The following is an 18,279-nucleotide window of genomic DNA, read 5'->3' on the forward strand; positions in this document are numbered from 1 at the left end:
GGAGGAGCTGGTGCTGTACCGCAGGTGAGCGGGGGCGTCATCCGCCTCATTCGTCGAGAGGGCGAAAGCTGGGGTATTCGGATTTGGACGGAATGCGCCTCCCCGGCGGAGGCCGGGGCCCAGGTGGAGAGGTCGCGGTAACGTGGCGCATCGTTCACCAGCAACGTCTCCCAACTGGATCCCGGCCTTCGCCGGGGAGGTGGTTGGACGTTGGGTGGTGATTGCCGGGACGATGTGGCGACGGGATCTTGCGCCAGCGACCACTCCGCTTCCGCTGGACCGTTGCCTCGGCTAAGCTCCCGAAAAAGCAGAGGATGCCATGGCCGATACTCCTCCCGACGCCTCCACGCCGACCCTCCCCGATCTCCAGCATTGGACGTGGGTGATGGGGCGTGCGCAGCAGATGATGATGGAGCAGGGGCTCGCGGCAATGCAGGCCAAGCCCGAGGGTATTCCCGCGATTCCAGGTTTCACCGACCCCGCGACACTGGAGCGCGCGCGCGATTTCTGGGCCGAGAGCCTGACTTTGTGGCAGCGGTTTCTCGATCCGGCCAAGGCGCCCGAGGCTGCGCCCGTCACCGACAAGCGCTTCAAGGCGCCGCAGTGGCGCGAGCCGGTGTTCGACCTGATCCGGCAGAGTTATCAGTTGATCGGCGACCACATGCTCCGCGGAGTCGAGGCGGTGGACGGGCTCGATCCGAAACAGAAGGAGCAGTTGCGGTTCGCGACCAAGGGGTTCGTCGATGCGATGAGCCCGACCAATTTCGCGCTGACCAACCCGCAGGTGATCGAGAAGACGATCGAGACGCGCGGCGAGAATTTACTCAAAGGTCTCCAGAACATGATGGCGGATCTTGCCCGCGGGCAGGTGACGCATACGCCCGACGGCGCGTTCGAGCTCGGGCGCAATTTGGCGATGACGCCGGGCAAGGTGGTGAAACGCACGTCGCTCTACGAGCTGATTCAGTACAGTCCGACCACCGAGCGCGTGCTGGCGACGCCGCTCGTGATTTTTCCGCCTTGGATCAACCGGTTCTACATCCTCGACCTGACGCCGGAGAAGAGCTTCATCCGCTGGGCGGTGGAGCAGGGCATCACCGTGTTTATGGTGTCGTGGAAATCCGCCGATTCGAGCATGAAGGACGTCGTCTGGGACGACTATGTGGGTGCGCAGGTCGAGGCGATCGACACGGTGCGCGCCGCGCTCGACGTGCCGGCGGTGCATACGATCGGCTATTGCGTGGCGGGAACGACGCTGGCCGCGACGCTGGCGCTGCTGGCGGCGCGTAACGAGGCGGCGAAGGTGGCCAGCGCGACGTTCTTCACCGCGCAGGTCGATTTCGCGCAGGCGGGCGAACTGCAGCATTTCATCGATGACGAACAGCTGAAGATGGTCGCGTCGCTGTCGCCCGAGGGGTTCCTCGACGGCCGCTACATGGCGACGACGTTCAACCTGTTGCGCGGGCGCGACCTGATCTGGAACTACGTCACGCAGAATTACCTGCTGGGGCAGGATTACGTGCCGTTCGACCTGCTCCACTGGAATGGCGACACGACCAACCTGCCCGCGAAATGGCATCTGAGCTATCTGACCGACCTGTACCGCGACAATCTGCTGGTGACGGGGACGATGACGGTGGACGGTACGCCGATCGATCTCACCAAGGTCTCCACGCCGAGCTATGTCCAGGCGGGGCGCGAAGATCATATCGCGCCGGCCGAAAGCGTCTGGAAACTCACGCAATTGTTCGCCGGGCCGCTGAAGTTCGTGCTCGCGGGCTCGGGGCATATCGCGGGCGTGGTCAATCCGCCGGCTGCGGGGAAGTATCAATACTGGACCAATCCGGGCGCGCACACGACGCTCGACGACTTCGTTGCCGGCGCGACGGAGACGAAGGGCAGCTGGTGGCCGGATTGGGTCGAATGGTTGCGCGCGCTCGGTGCCGAGACGGTGGCCGCAGACGGTGCGCGGCTACCAGGAGAGGGGGCTCTGAAGGCGCTTGGCGAGGCGCCCGGCGAGTATGTGAAGAGCCGATAGCGCTACCTTACGTTTGCGTCATGGTGCAGTGCACAATTTTTATTGTGCGGCGCGAGAATTGGTGTATGAAGACCGCGACATAACTCCGAAGAGAGGTGCGTGGATGGTGGATATCGTGAAACGGACGGCCAAGGCCGGTTCGAAGCCTGCCGCCATCGCGAAGGCTCCTCGGACCGTCGCCAAGCCGGCGAAACCGGCACCCGAGCCGATCGCCAAGACGCCGGCACCTCAACCTCTCGCGGCTGCTTTTGTATCGCCGCACACGGACATTCCCGCCCCGATTCAGGCCGCTGCGCCGTTGGGGATCCCTGCTAGCGAAACAAAGGACGCCACGATGGACACGATCCAGAGCATCACCGAGAAGACCAAGGCCCTCTTCAGCGGCGCGAACACTGCCGAATTCAACGAGCAGGCCAAGGGCGCGATGGAGAAGTCGGCGAAGATGGCGGAAGATTTCGTCGCCTTCGGCAAGGGCAACATCGAGGCGCTCGTCGAGTCGTCGAAGATCGCCGCGAAGAACGTCGAGGCGCTCGGCCAGGAAGCCGCCGACTACGCTAAGACCTCGTTCGAGAGCGCGACCGAAGCCGCCAAGACGCTCGCCGCCGCCAAGTCGCCGACCGAGTTCATGAAGCTCCAGGGCGATTATGCACGCACCGCGTTCGACACGATGATCGCCGAGGGCTCGCGCTCGACCGAGCGGATGCTGAAGATGTTCGGCGAGTTCGCGCAGCCGATCTCGAACCGCGTTGCGGTCGCGACCGACAAGATGAAGATCTCGGCCTAAGTTACGCGATGCCGTCTTCGGGCGGCAGGTGACGAGAAAGGGGCGGCCGTCATGCGACGGTCGCCCCTTTTGCGTTTGCGGTTTTCGCGCGACGTGTGCCGGCGCCCCCTTGCCCTTGCCCCCCGGCATGCCATATTTTGGCAGCATGCTTTTGACCCCTGAAATGACGACTCCCCAGCGGACGGGCGAGCAGATGGCCGAGCGCCGCGACGATAATGGCGAGGACGGCCATGATGGTACCGGGGGCGGCACCGGCGCCGGTATCGCGACCAAGACGCGCGCGAAGACCAAACAGCCGACGCCGTACCGCGTGCTGATGCTCAACGACGACTATACGCCGATGGAGTTCGTCGTGCTCTGCCTCCAGCGCTTCTTCCGGATGGACATGGAGGCCGCGACTCGCGTGATGCTCCACGTCCATCAGAAGGGCGTCGGCGTGTGTGGCACGTTCAGCTACGAGGTGGCGGAGACCAAGGTGTCGCAGGTGATGGATTTCGCCAAGCAGAACCAGCATCCGCTACAGTGCACGCTGGAGAAGGCTTGAGCCTTACCGTTTGAGGTGATCTGTCTTGGTCCTCCCCCGCAAGGGGGAGGTGGCACCGAAGGTGACGGAGGGGAGGCAAGCGCCAACCCCTGTTCCGTATCCTCCCCCTCCGTCTGGCAAGAGCCAGCCACCTCCCCCTGGCGGGGGAGGATTGAGGGAAGGGGTTACCGCGCTGGCGGCAACCAGCGCAGGTCCAGCCCCTCGAAGCGGTCGATGTAGTTCGCGGCTTGCGCCAATTGCACCTCGTTAAGCAGCGTGACGCGGCCCATCTCGCGGCGGATCAGGCCGTCCTCTTCCAACTGCCGCAGCATCCTGTTGACGTGGACCGCGGTGAGGCCGGTGGCGTCGCCGATTTCCTCCTGCGTCAGGCCGAGCGTGAAGCTGTTGCCCATCGCGCGGTCGCGCATCCGCAGTCGGTTGCGCATCTCGAGCAGCAAAGCCGCGATCCGCGCCTTGGCCGAGGTCCGGCCGAGGGCGGCGAGACGGTCGGTCAGCGCGACCTTCTCCATCTGGTTCATGACCATGATGAGCGCCGACAGCCGTGGATGATCGGTGACGAGCCCGGTCATCGCCGAACGATCGAACGAACACACCGTGCAGTCGGTCAGCGCGACCACCGTCTCCGGCGAGTCGCGATAGACCAGCGCAGAGACCGCCAGCATGTCGCCAGCATAGAGGAAGCGGAGGATCTGGCGGCTGCCGTCGTCGAGCAACACATAGCTCATCGCCATGCCGCGCTGCAGGATGAAGAGTTCGGCCTGCGGGTCATTCTCGCGCACGAGGACGGCACCGCGACGCAAGTCTCGCGGGCGCTCCTCCAACCGCGCTAACGCAGCCTTCTCGTTCATCGACAGGTCGATGAGATCGCCGACGCGGTCGGCGAAGCAGCTGTCCGGCACTCTGTAATGGTCCCCAATGTTCGAGAACCACAGAGCAAAGCTAGGATTTCCGCGCATTAAAGTCGATCAAGCGGGGTGTGTTAGCGCTTCGGATGGCGCGCCCGGTCCCGACGCGGGACTCGACCCCCGGCCAGCATCCGCCTGTCGCCCGATCGCTGCGCGGCCCTTGCGCAGAACGCCAGCCGCGATAGACACCCGGGATGGACCGTATTCTCATTCGCGGCGGCAATCGCCTGTCCGGGCGCTTGCCCATCTCCGGCGCGAAGAACGCCGCGCTCACGCTGATGCCGTGCGCGTTGCTGACCGAAGAGCCACTGACGCTGCGCAATTTGCCGCGGCTGGCGGATGTCGACGGCTTCGGCCACCTGCTCAACCAGCTCGGCGCGTCGACCGCGATCCAGGGGACGCGGCCCGAGGATTTCGGCCGGGTGATGACGATCCGCGCGGGTAACCTCACCTCGACCGAGGCGCCTTACGACATCGTGCGGAAGATGCGTGCGTCGATTCTGGTGCTCGGGCCGTTGCTCGGGCGGGGCGGCGAGGCGACGGTGTCGCTGCCGGGCGGCTGCGCGATCGGCAATCGTCCGATCGATCTTCACCTGCGCGCTTTGGAAGCGATCGGTGCCGAGCTGGAGATGGCGGCGGGCTATGTGAAGGCGATCGCGCCGGGCGGGCGCCTGCCGGGCGGACGCTTTCGCTTCCCGATCGTGTCGGTCGGCGCGACCGAGAATGTCGTGATGGCGGCGGTGCTCGCCAAGGGTACGAGCGTGATCGAAAACGCCGCGCGCGAGCCCGAGATCGTCGACCTCTGCAATTGCCTCGTCGCGATGGGCGCGTCGATCGATGGGATCGGCACCGAGACGCTGACGATCGAGGGCCGCGATCGGCTGCACGGCGCGACCTATGCGGTGATGCCCGACCGGATCGAGGCGGGCAGTTACGCGTGCGCGGCGGCGATCACCGGCGGCGACCTGGAACTGGTCAGCGTGGCGATCCCGGACATGGGCGCGACGATCGATGCGCTGGTCGAGGCGGGCGTGTCCGTGACGCCGACCAAGGACGGCGTGCGGGTGGCGTCGGACGGCGTGCTGAAGCCGCTGACGCTATCGACCGCGCCGTATCCTGGCTTCGCGACGGACATGCAGGCGCAGTTCATGGCGATGCTGTGCAAGGCCGACGGCGCCAGCGTGCTGACCGAGACGATCTTCGAGAACCGCTACATGCACGTGCCCGAGCTGGCGCGGATGGGCGCGGATATCCAGGTGCGCGGGCGGACCGCGGTGGTTCGGGGCGTCGACAAGCTGGTCGGGGCGCAGGTTATGGCGACCGATCTGCGGGCTTCGATGAGCTTGATTCTCGCTGGGCTTGCGGCTGATGGTGAGACGTCTGTGGGGCGGGTTTATCACCTGGATCGTGGGTATGAGCGGTTGGAGGAGAAGCTGAGCGCGGTTGGCGCGGATATCGAGCGCGCTAGCGACGGGTGAGTGTGGCGGGGGCGTCGGTGGAACGGGCGTTAGCCCTCTCCCCTCCGGGGAGAGGGAGTAGGTTGCCGGCGTTTGGCGGTGGCATTCTTACGCGCCGCGGACGCTGTGGGGTTCGGTGTAAGCAGCGCTACCCTTGCTCGTTCCCCCGCGAAGGCGGGGGCCCAGGATCCAGCAAGGCCGTCCTTGGTAATCCGGTAGACATTCATTCAGCGCCGCCGGCAAAGCCGCCGTCGGACGGGTTCGGTGAACCGACCCGCCGGCCGTGCCGGGCGCTGCCCGCTCGCTCCGCTGCGGGCAACGGCCGCGCTTTGCGCCGCCTGCGCCCGTCAGTACATGTGCTGACCACCATTGATGCTCAACGTCGACCCGGTAACGAACCCGCCCTCCTCCGAACACAGGAACGCCACCCCACGCGCGATCTCGGTCGCCTGGCCAAGCCGCCCGACCGGGATTTTCGCAACGATCTTCTCCAGCACGTCGGCCGGCACTGCCGCCACCATGTCCGTATCGATATACCCAGGCGCGATTGCATTGACCGTTACGCCCGCCCGCGCGCCTTCCTGGGCCAAGGCCTTCGTGAAGCCGTGGATGCCGGACTTGGCGGCAGCATAGTTCACCTGGCCGTACTGCCCGGCCTGACCGTTGATCGAGCCGATGTTGACGATCCGCCCCCATTTGCGCGTGCGCATGCCGGGGAACACCGCCTTGGCCATGTTGAAACACCCGCCGAGATTGGTGTCCATCACCTCTTTCCAATCCTGGTACGTCATCTTCAGGATCGTGCCGTCGCGGGTGATGCCGGCGTTGTTCACTACGATATCGACATCGCCCAGATCGGCGGCGACCTGCGCGCAGCCGGCCTGACACGCGTCGTAGTCGGCGACGTCCCACTTGTAGGCCGCAATGCCCGTGCGCTCGGTGAACTCCTTCGCGCGCGTGTCGTTGCCGGCATAGGTGGCCGCGACCGTCAGGCCCATGTCCTGCAATGCGAGACTGATCGCTTCGCCGATTCCGCGCGTACCACCGGTTACAATTGCGACGCGTGCCATCAGTCTCTCTCCTCATGTTTTGCCGAAGGCTAGCCAGCCCGCACCCATCCTTCAAGCTCGCGCGCCAAAATGCTGCGCAACATTTCCACGCCGACCGGGCTGTCGTTGAGGCAGGGCAGATAGGCGAAGTGCGTGCCGCCAGCCTCTTCGAAGCTCTCGCGACCGCGGATCGACAGTTCCTCCAGCGTCTCCAGGCAATCGGCGGAGAAGCCCGGCGCGAAGATCGCGACCTTGGTCTTGCCCGCCTTGGCGAGCGCGACGAGCGTCTCGTCGGTCGCCGGTCCCAGCCACTTCTGCGGCCCGAAACGCGACTGGAACGCGATCGTCAGCTCGCGCCCCATCCGCTCGCCAAGCAGTCGCGCGGTCTTCTGGCAGTGGCAGTGATACGGATCGCCCTGCTGCAACGTCCGCTTCGGCATGCCGTGGAAGCTGGCGACGATGGCATCGGGCGTGAAATCGAGCGCGGAGAGCCCCTCTTCGAGCGAGTCCTTCAGCGCGTCGATATAGAGCGTGTCGTCATAGTAAGGCGGCAGCGTGCGGATCGCCGGCTGCCAGCGCAGCCCGGCGAGATGCTTGAACGCCTTGTCGTTCGCGGTCGCGGTCGTTGCTGCGCAATATTGCGGGTAGAGCGGCGCGAGCAGGATGCGTTCGCAGCCCGCCGCCTTCATCGCTGTCAGCCGGTCCGAGATCGACGGATTGCCGTAGCGCATCGCCCAGTCGACGAGCACGCCCGGCCCGAACGAATCCTTCAACGCCGCGGCCTGCAACCGGGTGATCGCGGCGAGCGGCGAGCCGTCCTCGCGCCAGACCTGCGAATAGGCGTGCGCGGACTTTTTCGGGCGGGTGTTGAGGATGATGCCGCGCAGGATCGGCTGCCACGCGATCTGCGGGATCTCGACGACACGCGAATCGGACAGGAACTCGCCGAGATAGCGCTTCACCGATTTCGCATCGGGGCCATCGGGCGTGCCGAGGTTCATCAGCAGCACGCCGATCTTGGGTTTCGGAATCAGGGGGTGATCGGGGGGCAGGGTCATGGCGCTGGTCTTAAAGGCAAATTGCGGATGCGGAAGCCCGTTGACGCATAGAGTGCGTTGGCGATCGCGGGCGCGACCGCGGGGACGCCGAGTTCGCCGACGCCGCCGGGCGCCTCGTCGCTGCGGATGACCTCGACGGTAATGTCGGGCGTGTCGGCGAGGCGGGGCAGGCCGATCGTGTCGAACCCGCGCGCGTCGGCGAGGCCGCGGGTGAAACCGGTCGATGCGCCGAGCGCGGCGGCCATGCCGAAGATCAGCCCGCCCTCGATCTGCTGGCGAACGATGTCGGGGTTGATCTGCGCGCCGCAATCGACCGCGGCGACGAGGCGGTCGACCACCGGGCGCTGGTCTGCGCCGACATGCGCCTCCGCCATGACCGCGATGTAGCTGCCGCGGAAGGCGTGGGCTGCGATGCCCTGGCCGCTGCCGGCGACGCCGCCGTCCCAGCCGCCGAGCGCTGCGGCGGTCGAGAGACAGCGCGCGAGTCGCGGTTCGCCGCCAAGCATGGCGATGCGGAACGACATCGGTTCGGACTGCGCGGTGCGCGCGAGTTCGTCGAGGAAGCATTCGGTGAAGAACGCGGTGTAGCCGTGTGCGCCGCCGCGGAGGTGGCCGGTAGGGATGCCGATCTCGGCGGGGTGGTGCTCGACCGTATAGGCGGGGATGCGATAGACCGGCGCCGCGCCCGCGACGGCGTAGCGGTCACCGTTGACGCCGATCAGCGCGGCTTCGGTCGCGAGGCCCGGCATTATCCGGCGTGCCATCTCGGCGCCGGTCGAGGGGGCTGCGATTTTTGCCGACCAGCCCATGATCGCGCCGTTGGGGGCGAGCCGTGCGGCCATCTTTGCGACGGCGGGCGGGCGGTAGTGATCGTGGAGCGAATCTTCGCCGCGCGCCCAGACGAGGCTGACCGGGCGGCGGAGCTTCACCGCCAGCACCGCCGCCTGTTCGGCGACGTCGTGTTCGAGCGCGGCGCCGAACGATCCGCCGATCAGCATCGGGTGGACGACGACGGCGTCTTCGCTGAGGCCCGCCGCGCGCGCTGCTGCCGATCGTGCGAGCCCCGGCGCTTGCGTTGCTAGCCAGAGTTCGAGGCGGCCGTTCGAGAAGGAGGCTGTCGCGCTGCGGGTCTCGATCGCTGCGTGCAGGCCGAGGCCCGCGTGGTAGGTTGCGGTGACGAGCTTGGCACCCTGGAAGGTCGTGGCGACGTCGCCTGCGTACGCCATCTGCGTGCCGGGACGGGCTAGCGCCGCGTCGAGTGCCGCGCCGATCGACCTGGTATCGGGGAGCGGGGCGTCGTTCTCGAACCGCGGGGCGAGCGCGTCGAGCGCCTTTTGCGCGGCCCACCCTGTCGTAGCGACGGCCGCCACCCAGCGCGGGTTCTCGACCACCGACAGCACGCCGCGGATGCGGTCGGCGGCGGCGCGGTCGACCCTTGTTAGGCGACCGCCGACCGGGCCCTGGCGGATTGCGGCGTGGACCATGTCGGCAAGGCGGACATCGCCTGCGAAATTGGCCGAGCCGTCGACTTTAGACGGGGTGTCGAGGCGGGGGACGGATTTGCCGACCAGCTTGCCTGCACCCTGGATGCCGAGTGGGAGGGGATCGGGAAGGGTGAACTTCGCGGCCTCTTCGGCGAGTTCGGCGAAGCGGATGCGCTTGGTTTGGTAGGTGCAGAAGCCGGCGTCGACGTTGACCTGGGTCCAGTCGGCGTCCCAGCGCTTGGCCGCTGCCATGCAGAGCAGCGCGCGCGCGCCTGCGCCGGCCTCGCGACAGGCTTGCTCGAACATCCGGATCGAGCTCGATCCGCCGGTCAGCATCGGTGGTTGCGGGGTGCCAGCTGGGAGGCGGGCGAACAGGCCTTCGAACAGGTCGTGCGTGCCGATTGGGTTGGCGTAGAGCGGGTTGAGCGGGGCGGGCTCGACGCCGATCGTGCGCCAGTCCGCGCCGAGTTCGTCCGCGACGATCTGGGGGAGGGTGGTGTAGACGCCCTGGCCATGCTCGACCTGCGGAACGGCGACGGTGACGTGGCCGTCGGTGCCGATCTTGAGCCACGCGCCGAACGGGGTTTCGCCGGGGTTGGCGACGAGGTTGGGGGCGTAGGTTCGTGGCCAGAGACCCCAGGCGACGACGAGCCCGATCCCTGCGCCGCCGCCGACGAGTATGCTGCGCCTGTTGATCATGGGTGCGCTCTAATCCTTCTCCCCCACGGGGAGAAGGTGGCGCGAAGCGGCGGATGAGGGGGAGTGGGTCTCCGGGGCCGTGCTGGGAGTCTCACTGCCCCTCTCCCTTCCGTCGCCAAGCGGCTCCTCCCTCCCTCTCCCCGGAGGGGCGAGGGAATTTAGGCCAGCGCTCGGTAGGTGGCTTTTAGCGTGACCTTGTCGATCTTCTCCGTCCCCAGTCTTGGCAGCGGCTCTTCCGAAATCCAGATTCGCTGCGGTATCTTGAACGCGGCGATGTGCTGGTGGAGGAACGCGGTCAGGTCGTCCGGGGTCAGCGTCTCGCCGTCCTGCGGCACTACCACTGCGCCGGGGACCTCGCCGAAGCGCTCGTCAGCCAACCCGAAGACCGCCGCCTCCGCGACGGCTGGGTGTTCGTACAACGCCGCTTCCACCTCCTGGCACGAGATGTTCTCGCCGCCGCGGATGATGATGTCCTTCTTGCGATCGACGATGAACAGATAGCCGTCCTCGTCGAGGTAGCCGATGTCGCCGGTCCGGAAATAGCCGTCCGACGTGAACGCCGCGGCGGTCGCATCCGGACGGTTCCAATATTCCTTGAAGTTGCAGATCGAGCGGATGCAGACTTCGCCGCGCTGGCCCTGGTCGACCGGGTGGCCGGCTTCGTCCAGGATCGCGAGATCGACCAACGGCGCGCCGGGGCGGCCGGCGGAATTGGGCTTGGCGAGATAATTGCCGCGCCAGTTGCCGGTGCCGACCGCGTTGGTCTCGGTGAGGCCGTAGCCGATCAGCGGCGCGCTGCCACCCATCTCCTCGTCGATGCGGCGGACGTGATCGACCGGGCGGGGTGCGCCCCCCGCGGCGAAATCGGTTACGGTCGACAGGTCGTAATTGGCGCGATCGGGGTGGTTGAGGATCTCGAAGCTCATCAGCGGCACGCCGACGAAATAGGTGACGCCTTCCGCCTCGATCAGCCGCATCGCCTCGCCCGCATCCCATTTCGGCATCAGCACGAGCTTGCGCCCCATCGCGAAGCTCTGGAGGAAGACGGGGACCTCCCCGGTGATGTGGAACAGCGGGATCGTCAGCAGCGTGACCGGCTGGCCGACCGGCGGATTGCCTTGCGCGGTGGCGATCCCGACCATCATCATGACCTGGCCGAGATAATTGAAGATGCCCTGCACGATCGCGCGATGCTCGGACAGCGCCCCCTTCGACTGGCCGGTCGATCCGCTCGTGAACAGGATCGTCGCATGATCCTCGGGCCCGAGCAGCGGCAGGTCGGCGGTGTGGTCGTCCTTTGCCAACACGGCGCCGAGCGCAGCGTCGAGCGGTCGCGAATCGTCGATCTCGACCACTGGCGCGCGCAGAGCCGCAATCTGCGCGAGGCGCTTCACGCGCGGCGGATCGGCGAACACGAGCGCGCAATCGACCTCACCGATCGCGGTCTCGAGTTCCTCCGACTGCCACCAGCCGTTGAGCAGGGTCGCGACGCCGCCGGCCATGAGGATGCCCATGTACAGCACGATCCACGACGGTGAGTTGCGCATCGCGATGCCGACTCGGGCGCCCTTGGCGATGGCGTAGCCGCCGACAAGGGCGCGGGCGGTGCGCTCGGCGGCGGCGTAGACCTCGCCGAAGGTCAGCCGTTCGGCGCCGGAGACGAGGAAGACGGCGTCGCGGTGCTCGTTGGCATAGTGTGCGAAATAGTAACTGAGCGCGGGCGGCGCGGCGGCGATCGTCGGCAGCGTGACGCCGAACCGCTCGACCGATCCGAGCGCGAGCATCCCGTCGGGCGCGGTCAGCGCGGCCATCGTCGAATCCATAGCCAGGTCCAGCTCGGTCCGCATATCGCTCTCCTACTTGGTCTTATCGTTATCGGTCTTTATGCAGGGGCGAACGCGTGGGGAAAAGCCTTTGATCCTGTCGACCATCACCGCCGCTGCGGGCGCAGCGCCTGCCGTCGGCAGTCACATCCGCTTCGAGGACCTCGGGCTGCATCCCGACGTCTTCTCGATCGGGTTCTTCACGCTGCGTTGGTACAGCCTTGCCTATATCGGCGGGATCCTGCTCGGCTGGTGGTACCTGCTGAAGCTGCTCGCCCAGCCCGGCGCACCGATGGCGCGGCGGCATGCCGACGACCTGGTGTTCTACGCGACGCTCGGCATCATCCTCGGCGGGCGGCTCGGCTATGTGATCTTCTACGCACCCGAGATGTTCCTGCATCCGCTGCGGATATTCAGGCTCTGGGACGGCGGCATGTCGTTCCACGGGGGCGTCATCGGCACGTCGATCGGGCTGATCCTGTTTGCGCGGAAGCATCAGCTCAACTGGTTGCGCGTGCACGATTATATCGCGTGCTGCGTACCCTTTGGCCTGTTCTTCGGGCGACTGGCGAACTTCGTGAATGGCGAGCTGTGGGGCAAGCCGACCGATGTCGCGTGGGGGATCATCTTCGAGCGCACGGTGCCGTTCGGGATGGTCGAGCCGGCGCGGCACCCGAGCCAGCTGTACGAGGCGGGGCTGGAGGGCGTAGTCCTGTTCGCGCTGCTGTGGTTCGCGTTCTGGAAGACCAAGGCGCGGTACGACCCGGGCAAGCTCGTCGGGTTGTTCGTGCTCGGCTACGGGATCGCGCGGTTTACCGTCGAGTTCTTCCGCGAGCCGGATTCGCAGCTGCGGGCGTTTGCCGAGCATACCGGGCTGCACATGGGGCAGTGGCTGTGCGTGCCGATGATCATTGGCGGCGGGTATCTGGTGGCGACGTCGGCCAAACGCCGCGTGCGGGTCGAGTCGATCGCAGGGACGGCGAGCGTCGCCTGACGCCCCCCCCGCTTGCGGGAGGGGTTGGGGGAGGGCATGGCCGCAATTGTCATGGCCAACGATAATCCAGCCCCTTCCCTAACCCCTCCCGCAAGCGGAAGGGGAATAGACACCGCCCTCCCGGAACGCCTCGCGCGCGCGATCGCGCTCGCGGGTCCGATCTCCGTTGCGCAGTATATGGCGGCGGCGAACGCGCACTATTATGCGACGCGCGACCCGTTGGGGGCGGGGGGCGACTTCACGACTGCGCCCGAGATCAGCCAGATGTTCGGCGAGCTTGTCGGTTTGTGGTGTGCCGACCTTTGGGACCGCGCTGGGCGGCCGGATGTCGCGTGGGTCGAACTCGGCCCTGGCCGCGGGACGCTCGCCGCCGATGCATCGCGGGCCATGGCGAAGGCGGGGCTGACGCCGCCGGTGCATTTCGTCGAGACCAGCCCGGCGCTGCGCAAGGCGCAGGCCGAACGCGTCCCTGCCGCAACCTGGCACGACGCGGTCGACACGCTGCCGACCGATCGGCCGCTGATCGTCGTCGCCAACGAGTTTTTCGACGCGCTGCCGATCCGGCAGTTGGTCAAGCGCGAGCAGTGGCACGAACGCCTCGTCGCGGCGCAGGACCTGCTGTTCCTGCCGATCGCCGGGAAGCCGCTCCCGGATGCCGTCATCCCTGAGCCGTTTCGCGATGCGCCCGCAGGTTCGATCCTGGAAACCTCGCCTGCAGCCGTGACGATCATTCGCGGTCTCGCCAAGCGGATCGCCGCGCAGGGCGGTGCGCTGATCGCGGTCGACTATGGTTATGAGGGGCCGGCGCTCGGCGACACGTTGCAGGCGGTGCGCGGGCACGCCTTCGCCAATCCGTTCGAGGCGCCGGGCGAGCATGACCTGACCGCGCATGTCGACTTTACCACGCTGGCCGCCGCGGCGCAGGCCGAGGGCGCGGTCGCGTGGGGGCCGGTGACGCAGCGCGACCTGCTCGGTGCGCTCGGGATCGATTCGCGGACGTCGGCGCTCGCCAAGGCGTCGCCTGCCCGGGCGGAAGCATTGGCGGCGGACCGAAGGAGGTTGATGGACGATATGGGTACGCTCTTCAAAGCGCTGGCGATCACTGCGCCGAATTGGCCGACACCGGCGGCGTTTGCATGATCGCCTATCGCGATGCCGTGCCCGCCGACGGTGCAGAACTCGCCGCGATGGCAAAGCGGTCGTTTACCGACACGTTCGGTACGCTGTATCGCCCTGAAGACCTCGCCGCGTTTCTCGAGCAAACGTTCGGGGAGAAGGGGTTGCCGGCGCAGCTGTCCGACCCTGCCTTCACGGTGCGCGTCGCGGTGGACGGGGCGGGTGAGATCGTCGGATTTGCGAAGATCGGCCCGGTGGCGTTTCCTGGCGATTGGCCTGCGACGGCGATCGAACTTCACCAGCTTTATGTGCGCGGAGACCAGCATGGCGCGGGTGTCGGACCTGCGCTGATGGACTGGGCGATCGATGTCGCACGCGCCGAGGGGCGGACGGAAATGATCCTGAGCGTGTATGTGGATAATCACCGAGCGCACCGATTCTACCAGCGTTACGGCTTTGTCGAGATCGGGCGGTATGTGTTCATGGTGGGCGAGCAGCCTGATGATGACCGGATCATGCGGCTTGTGCTGTGATCGGCGGCGCCTCCAGAGATATCGTAGCGAAAGGCCGCCACCCCGGCGGAGGCCGGGGCCCAGTTGGCAAGGTCTTGGTAACGGCGCGATGCCTGCTGTTAGCAACGTCACCCAACTGGGCCCCGGCCTCCGCCGGGGTGGGGATGTGTTTGATGTTGGGTGACCTAAAATGACCATCGATCCAATCCGCGCGAAGGCGCTTGGCGACATTCCGCATGGCTTTCTCGGCCGGCGTGGCGGCGTTTCGGCCGGGGCGTATGCGAGCCTCAATGTCGGCATCGGGTCCGACGACGACCCCGCCGCCATCGCCGAGAACCGTCGTCGTGCGAGTGAAGCCGTCCTCCCCGGCGCGAAGCTCGTCGGTCTGTACCAGGTCCATTCCGCCGACGCGGTCACCGTGATCGAGCCGTTCGACGACGAGATCCGTCCGCATGCCGATGCGCTGGTCACCAACCGTCCCGGCCTTGCGCTCGGTATTCTTACCGCGGACTGCGCGCCCGTATTGTTCGCCGACGCGCACGCCGGCGTCGTTGCGGCAGCCCATGCCGGGTGGAAAGGCGCGCTCGGCGGCGTCACCGATTCCACGATCCTCGCGATGGAGGCGATCGGTGCGCACCGCGACCGGATCGTCGCCGCGGTCGGGCCGTGCATCGCGCGTGCCAGCTATGAGGTCGATGACGCCTTCATCCGCCGGTTTTGCGAGGCGGATCCGGAGAACGAGCGCTTCTTCGCGGACGGCCGCGCCGTCGAGAACAGGGGCGATCATTACCAGTTCGACCTGGAGGCCTATGTCGTCAGCCGGCTCGCGGTCGCTGGGATCGGCCGGATCGAGGCGCTCGGGCTCGACACGTACACCGACGACGATCGCTTCTTCAGCTATCGGCGCGCGACCCATCGCGGCGAGCCCTCCTATGGGCGTCAGATCAGCATCATCGGCCTGTAACGGCTCCCAAAGCCCTCGCCGGTCGTTTAGGCTCCGCACATCGGCTCGCATAAGACGGGCCACGCAGGAGCATATTGATGTCCGATACCCCCGAAAACGCCGGCGCAGTCCCCGCCGAAACCGAAGCCGACCTGACCGGCGTAGCGGCACGCGTCGCGCCGAAGCCCGAGGTCGAGAAGATCGGCGGGCGCAAGCTGAAGCCGTCGACCTTGATGATGGGGCACGGTTACGATCCCGCGCTGTCGGAAGGCTCGCTGAAGCCGCCGATCTTCCTCACCTCGACCTTCGTGTTCCCCAATGCGGCGGCGGGCAAGCGCCACTTCGAAGGCGTCACCGGCAAGCGTCCGGGCGGGGCCGAGGGCCTCGTCTATTCGCGCTTCAACGGGCCGAACCAGGAGATTCTCGAGGATCGCTTGGGCGTCTGGGAAGAGGCGGAGGACGCGCTCGCTTTCTCGTCGGGCATGTCGGCGATCGCGACGCTGTTCCTCGCGATGGTCAAGCCGGGCGACACGATCGTCCATTCGGGGCCTTTGTACGCGGCGACGGAGACGCTGATCGGACGCGTACTCGGAAAGTTCGGGGTCAAGTGGCTCGACTTCCCGGCGGGCGCGACTCGTGAAGAGATCGATGCGGTGATGACCGAGGCGGCGACCGGCAACGTCGCGCTGATCTATCTGGAAAGCCCGGCGAACCCGACCAATGCGCTGGTCGACGTCGAGGCGGTCGCGGCCAGCCGGGACGCGATCTTCAAGGGCGAGAAGCCGCCGATCGCTATCGACAACACCTTCCTCGGGCCGCTGTGGTTCCAGCCGCTCAAGCATGGCGCGGACATCGTCGTGTATTCGCTGACCAAGTATGTCGGCGGGCATTCGGATCTCGTCGCGGGCGGCGTGCTCGGCACGAAGGAGCATATCAATACGATCCGGACGATGCGGAACACGATTGGGACGATCACCGATCCGAATACCGCGTGGATGCTGTTGCGATCGCTGGAGACTCTCGAGCTGCGGATGAGCCGTGCGGGCGAGAATGCGGCGAAGGTCTGCGCTTTTCTCCGTCACCATCCGAAGGTGGAGCGGGTCGCATATCTGGGTTTCCTCGAGGACGAGCCGGGCATGGAGCGTCAGGCGGACATCTATCGTCGCCATTGCACCGGCGGCGGTTCGACCTTCTCGCTGTACCTGAAGGGCGGCGAGCGCGAGAGCTTTGCGTTCCTCGATGCGCTGAAGATTGCCAAGCTGGCGGTGTCGTTGGGTGGGACCGAGACGCTGGCTAGCCATCCTGCGGGCATGACGCATCTGTCGGTGCCCGATGCGCGCAAGCAGGCGCTGGGGATAACGGACAACCTTGTCCGGATATCTATCGGGGTGGAGGATCCGGACGATCTGATTGCCGATTTCGAGCAGGCGCTGGATACGATCTGACCGTGATACGGTAGCTCCCGTTCCTTGTTCTCCCGCGAAGGCGGGAGCCCAGACTGGGTCCCCGCCTTCGCGGGGAAACAAGGAGTGGGCGTTACACCTCTGGCGCGAGGTGGGCGGGTTTTGAGTGAAGTCTTTGCCACGACCCGCTAGCATTCGCTGATGCCGATCTTTACCCCTATCCCGCAGCACGAGTTCGTCGCGGCCGTACACATCCTCGCCGCCAAGCTGGTCGAGGATACCGACTGGAAACCCGATTACATCATCGGCATCGGCCGTGGCGGGCTCGTGCCGGCGGTATTCCTCAGCCACGCGATCGGGCTGCCGACACTGTCGGTCGATTATTCGAGCCAGGTGAAGGACTTTGCCGACGAACCGCTGGTGAAGCTTGCCGCGCGAACGCGGGATGGCGAGCGGTTACTGTTCCTCGACGACATTAACGATTCGGGGCGGACGATCACGCATCTGCGGCGTGCGCTGGCGGCGGCGGGTGCTGTCGAGGGCGCGGTGCGGTTTGCAATGTTGATCGATAACGTCAGTTCGGCCGAGCGGATCGACTATTGCGCGCGGACGATCGACCGGACGGTGACGAAGGACTGGTTCGTGTTTCCGTGGGAATCGGTGGCGCCTGATGCTGCGATTGCCGAGGATGCGGCGGAAGTGCCTGAGCGGATCGCGTGATCCATTCACAACCGTCATCCTGACGAAAGTCAGGACCCAGGGTAACTGACCACCGTCGGTCGTGGCTCTGGATCCTGACTTTCGTCAGGATGACGGGGGTGGCGTATGGGGCCTTTCGGTGCGTGCCGTTGCCGGATTGGGGACGAACAAAGGGCCGGCTCCCGTACGGGAAGCCGGCCCTCGCCCTCGATACGCTACGCGAGGGAACTGGGAAACTGGTTGGGTGGCTCGAACGGGCGGGACGTCGGCAAAGCCGTCGTCGGTCGGGTCAGGCGATGCCTGCCCGCCGTCCGTGCCGGCGGTTGCTCGCTTTCGCTCGCAACAGCTCGGGCGTTGCCGGGCTTACCGCCGGCAATACCCGGGGTTATCCGACTTATCGATCGCGTTGCCGGCCAGGCCGCCACCGGCTGCGCCGAGGACCGCGCCGAGTGTCCGGTCACCACGACCGGCGATGGTGTGACCGAGCAGACCGCCCGCGAGGGCGCCGATGATCGTGCCGCCGGTGTTGTCGCAGCCGCGACGGCTGCGTGCGTTGTAGCGGCGGTCGTTGCCGCGATACTCGCGGTAGTCGCCGCGATAGCCACGGTCGTAGCCATTGTCGCGGTAGCCGCCACCCTGATAGCCATCGTAGCCACGCTCGTAGCGCGAGCCCCAGCGCTGCGCATCGGCGGCGGCGGGAACGAGGGCGGTCGCACCCAATGCGAGGGCACTGGCGGCGAGAGTAAAAGTCTTGAACATCGTGCGTCTCCC

General features: G+C 66.4%; 16 protein-coding genes. 10 read left to right on the top strand and 6 right to left on the bottom strand.

Annotation, left to right across the window (positions count from 1 at the left end):
* Positions 1 to 319: 319 nt before the first annotated feature.
* The 3 genes from AC59GX_RS10935 (at position 320) to clpS (ending at position 3,366) form a co-directional block, all read left to right on the top strand.
* On the top strand, positions 320 to 2,038 hold the full coding sequence (locus tag AC59GX_RS10935) for a PHA/PHB synthase family protein (protein ID WP_426282999.1): 1,719 nt from the start codon (positions 320 to 322) through the stop codon (positions 2,036 to 2,038).
* 106 nt (positions 2,039 to 2,144) lie between these two features.
* The gene (locus tag AC59GX_RS10940; RefSeq protein WP_497301684.1) at positions 2,145 to 2,822 is read left to right on the top strand and encodes a phasin family protein; all 678 of its coding nucleotides are present in this window, start codon (positions 2,145 to 2,147) and stop codon (positions 2,820 to 2,822) included.
* 193 nt (positions 2,823 to 3,015) lie between these two features.
* Entirely contained in the window at positions 3,016 to 3,366 is a 351-nt protein-coding gene (gene clpS / locus AC59GX_RS10945; protein ID WP_056066412.1) for an ATP-dependent Clp protease adapter ClpS, read from the top strand.
* Positions 3,367 to 3,530: 164 nt separating this feature from the next.
* Here clpS and AC59GX_RS10950 read toward each other — a convergent pair whose 3' ends face one another.
* On the bottom strand, positions 3,531 to 4,214 hold the full coding sequence (locus tag AC59GX_RS10950) for a Crp/Fnr family transcriptional regulator (protein ID WP_056488277.1): 684 nt from the start codon (positions 4,212 to 4,214) through the stop codon (positions 3,531 to 3,533).
* A gap of 251 nt (positions 4,215 to 4,465) precedes the next feature.
* Here AC59GX_RS10950 and murA point away from each other — a divergent pair, with 251 nt between their 5' ends.
* Positions 4,466 to 5,749 (top strand): UDP-N-acetylglucosamine 1-carboxyvinyltransferase, encoded by a 1,284-nt coding sequence (murA, locus tag AC59GX_RS10955; protein ID WP_426282997.1) that lies wholly within the window; start codon positions 4,466 to 4,468, stop codon positions 5,747 to 5,749.
* Between the two features lie 326 nt (positions 5,750 to 6,075).
* On the opposite strand, the gene phbB is transcribed toward murA, so the two are convergent.
* The 4 genes from phbB to AC59GX_RS10975 form a co-directional block, all read right to left on the bottom strand.
* Positions 6,076 to 6,798 (bottom strand): acetoacetyl-CoA reductase, encoded by a 723-nt coding sequence (phbB, locus tag AC59GX_RS10960; protein ID WP_056053415.1) that lies wholly within the window; start codon positions 6,796 to 6,798, stop codon positions 6,076 to 6,078.
* Between the two features lie 29 nt (positions 6,799 to 6,827).
* Positions 6,828 to 7,835, bottom strand: coding sequence for a ferrochelatase (hemH, locus tag AC59GX_RS10965; RefSeq protein ID WP_426282996.1), 1,008 nt, complete (start codon positions 7,833 to 7,835; stop codon positions 6,828 to 6,830).
* Positions 7,832 to 10,018 carry a xanthine dehydrogenase family protein molybdopterin-binding subunit gene (locus tag AC59GX_RS10970; protein WP_426282995.1) on the bottom strand — a complete coding sequence of 729 codons (2,187 nt, stop codon included), beginning with the start codon at positions 10,016 to 10,018 and terminating at the stop codon, positions 7,832 to 7,834. Before AC59GX_RS10970 ends, hemH begins: the two co-directional genes overlap by 4 nt.
* A gap of 158 nt (positions 10,019 to 10,176) precedes the next feature.
* Positions 10,177 to 11,865 (bottom strand): class I adenylate-forming enzyme family protein, encoded by a 1,689-nt coding sequence (locus AC59GX_RS10975; RefSeq protein ID WP_426282994.1) that lies wholly within the window; start codon positions 11,863 to 11,865, stop codon positions 10,177 to 10,179.
* 37 nt (positions 11,866 to 11,902) lie between these two features.
* Between AC59GX_RS10975 and lgt the strand changes: the two genes are divergently transcribed.
* From lgt to AC59GX_RS11005, 6 genes are all read left to right on the top strand, one after another.
* Positions 11,903 to 12,835: a prolipoprotein diacylglyceryl transferase gene (gene lgt / locus AC59GX_RS10980; RefSeq protein ID WP_426282993.1), complete on the top strand. Its 933-nt coding sequence runs from the start codon at positions 11,903 to 11,905 to the stop codon at positions 12,833 to 12,835.
* 51 nt (positions 12,836 to 12,886) lie between these two features.
* Entirely contained in the window at positions 12,887 to 13,975 is a 1,089-nt protein-coding gene (locus AC59GX_RS10985) for a class I SAM-dependent methyltransferase (RefSeq protein ID WP_426283484.1), read from the top strand.
* On the top strand, positions 13,972 to 14,484 hold the full coding sequence (locus tag AC59GX_RS10990) for a GNAT family N-acetyltransferase (RefSeq protein WP_426282991.1): 513 nt from the start codon (positions 13,972 to 13,974) through the stop codon (positions 14,482 to 14,484). Before AC59GX_RS10985 ends, AC59GX_RS10990 begins: the two co-directional genes overlap by 4 nt.
* Positions 14,485 to 14,653: 169 nt before the next feature.
* A complete protein-coding gene (gene pgeF / locus AC59GX_RS10995; protein WP_426282989.1) occupies positions 14,654 to 15,427 on the top strand; it encodes a peptidoglycan editing factor PgeF in 774 nt (257 codons plus the stop codon).
* A 77-nt stretch (positions 15,428 to 15,504) separates the two neighbouring features.
* Positions 15,505 to 16,851, top strand: a complete 1,347-nt coding sequence (locus tag AC59GX_RS11000; protein WP_107954100.1) for a cystathionine gamma-synthase family protein — start codon at positions 15,505 to 15,507, stop codon at positions 16,849 to 16,851.
* A 159-nt stretch (positions 16,852 to 17,010) separates the two neighbouring features.
* Positions 17,011 to 17,529, top strand: coding sequence for a phosphoribosyltransferase (locus tag AC59GX_RS11005; protein WP_426282988.1), 519 nt, complete (start codon positions 17,011 to 17,013; stop codon positions 17,527 to 17,529).
* 342 nt (positions 17,530 to 17,871) lie between these two features.
* Here AC59GX_RS11005 and AC59GX_RS11010 read toward each other — a convergent pair whose 3' ends face one another.
* Entirely contained in the window at positions 17,872 to 18,267 is a 396-nt protein-coding gene (locus AC59GX_RS11010; protein ID WP_056066597.1) for a glycine zipper 2TM domain-containing protein, read from the bottom strand.
* Positions 18,268 to 18,279: the final 12 nt, after the last annotated feature.

The sequence above is a fragment of the Sphingomonas sp. 320_CC genome, from assembly GCF_059691795.1.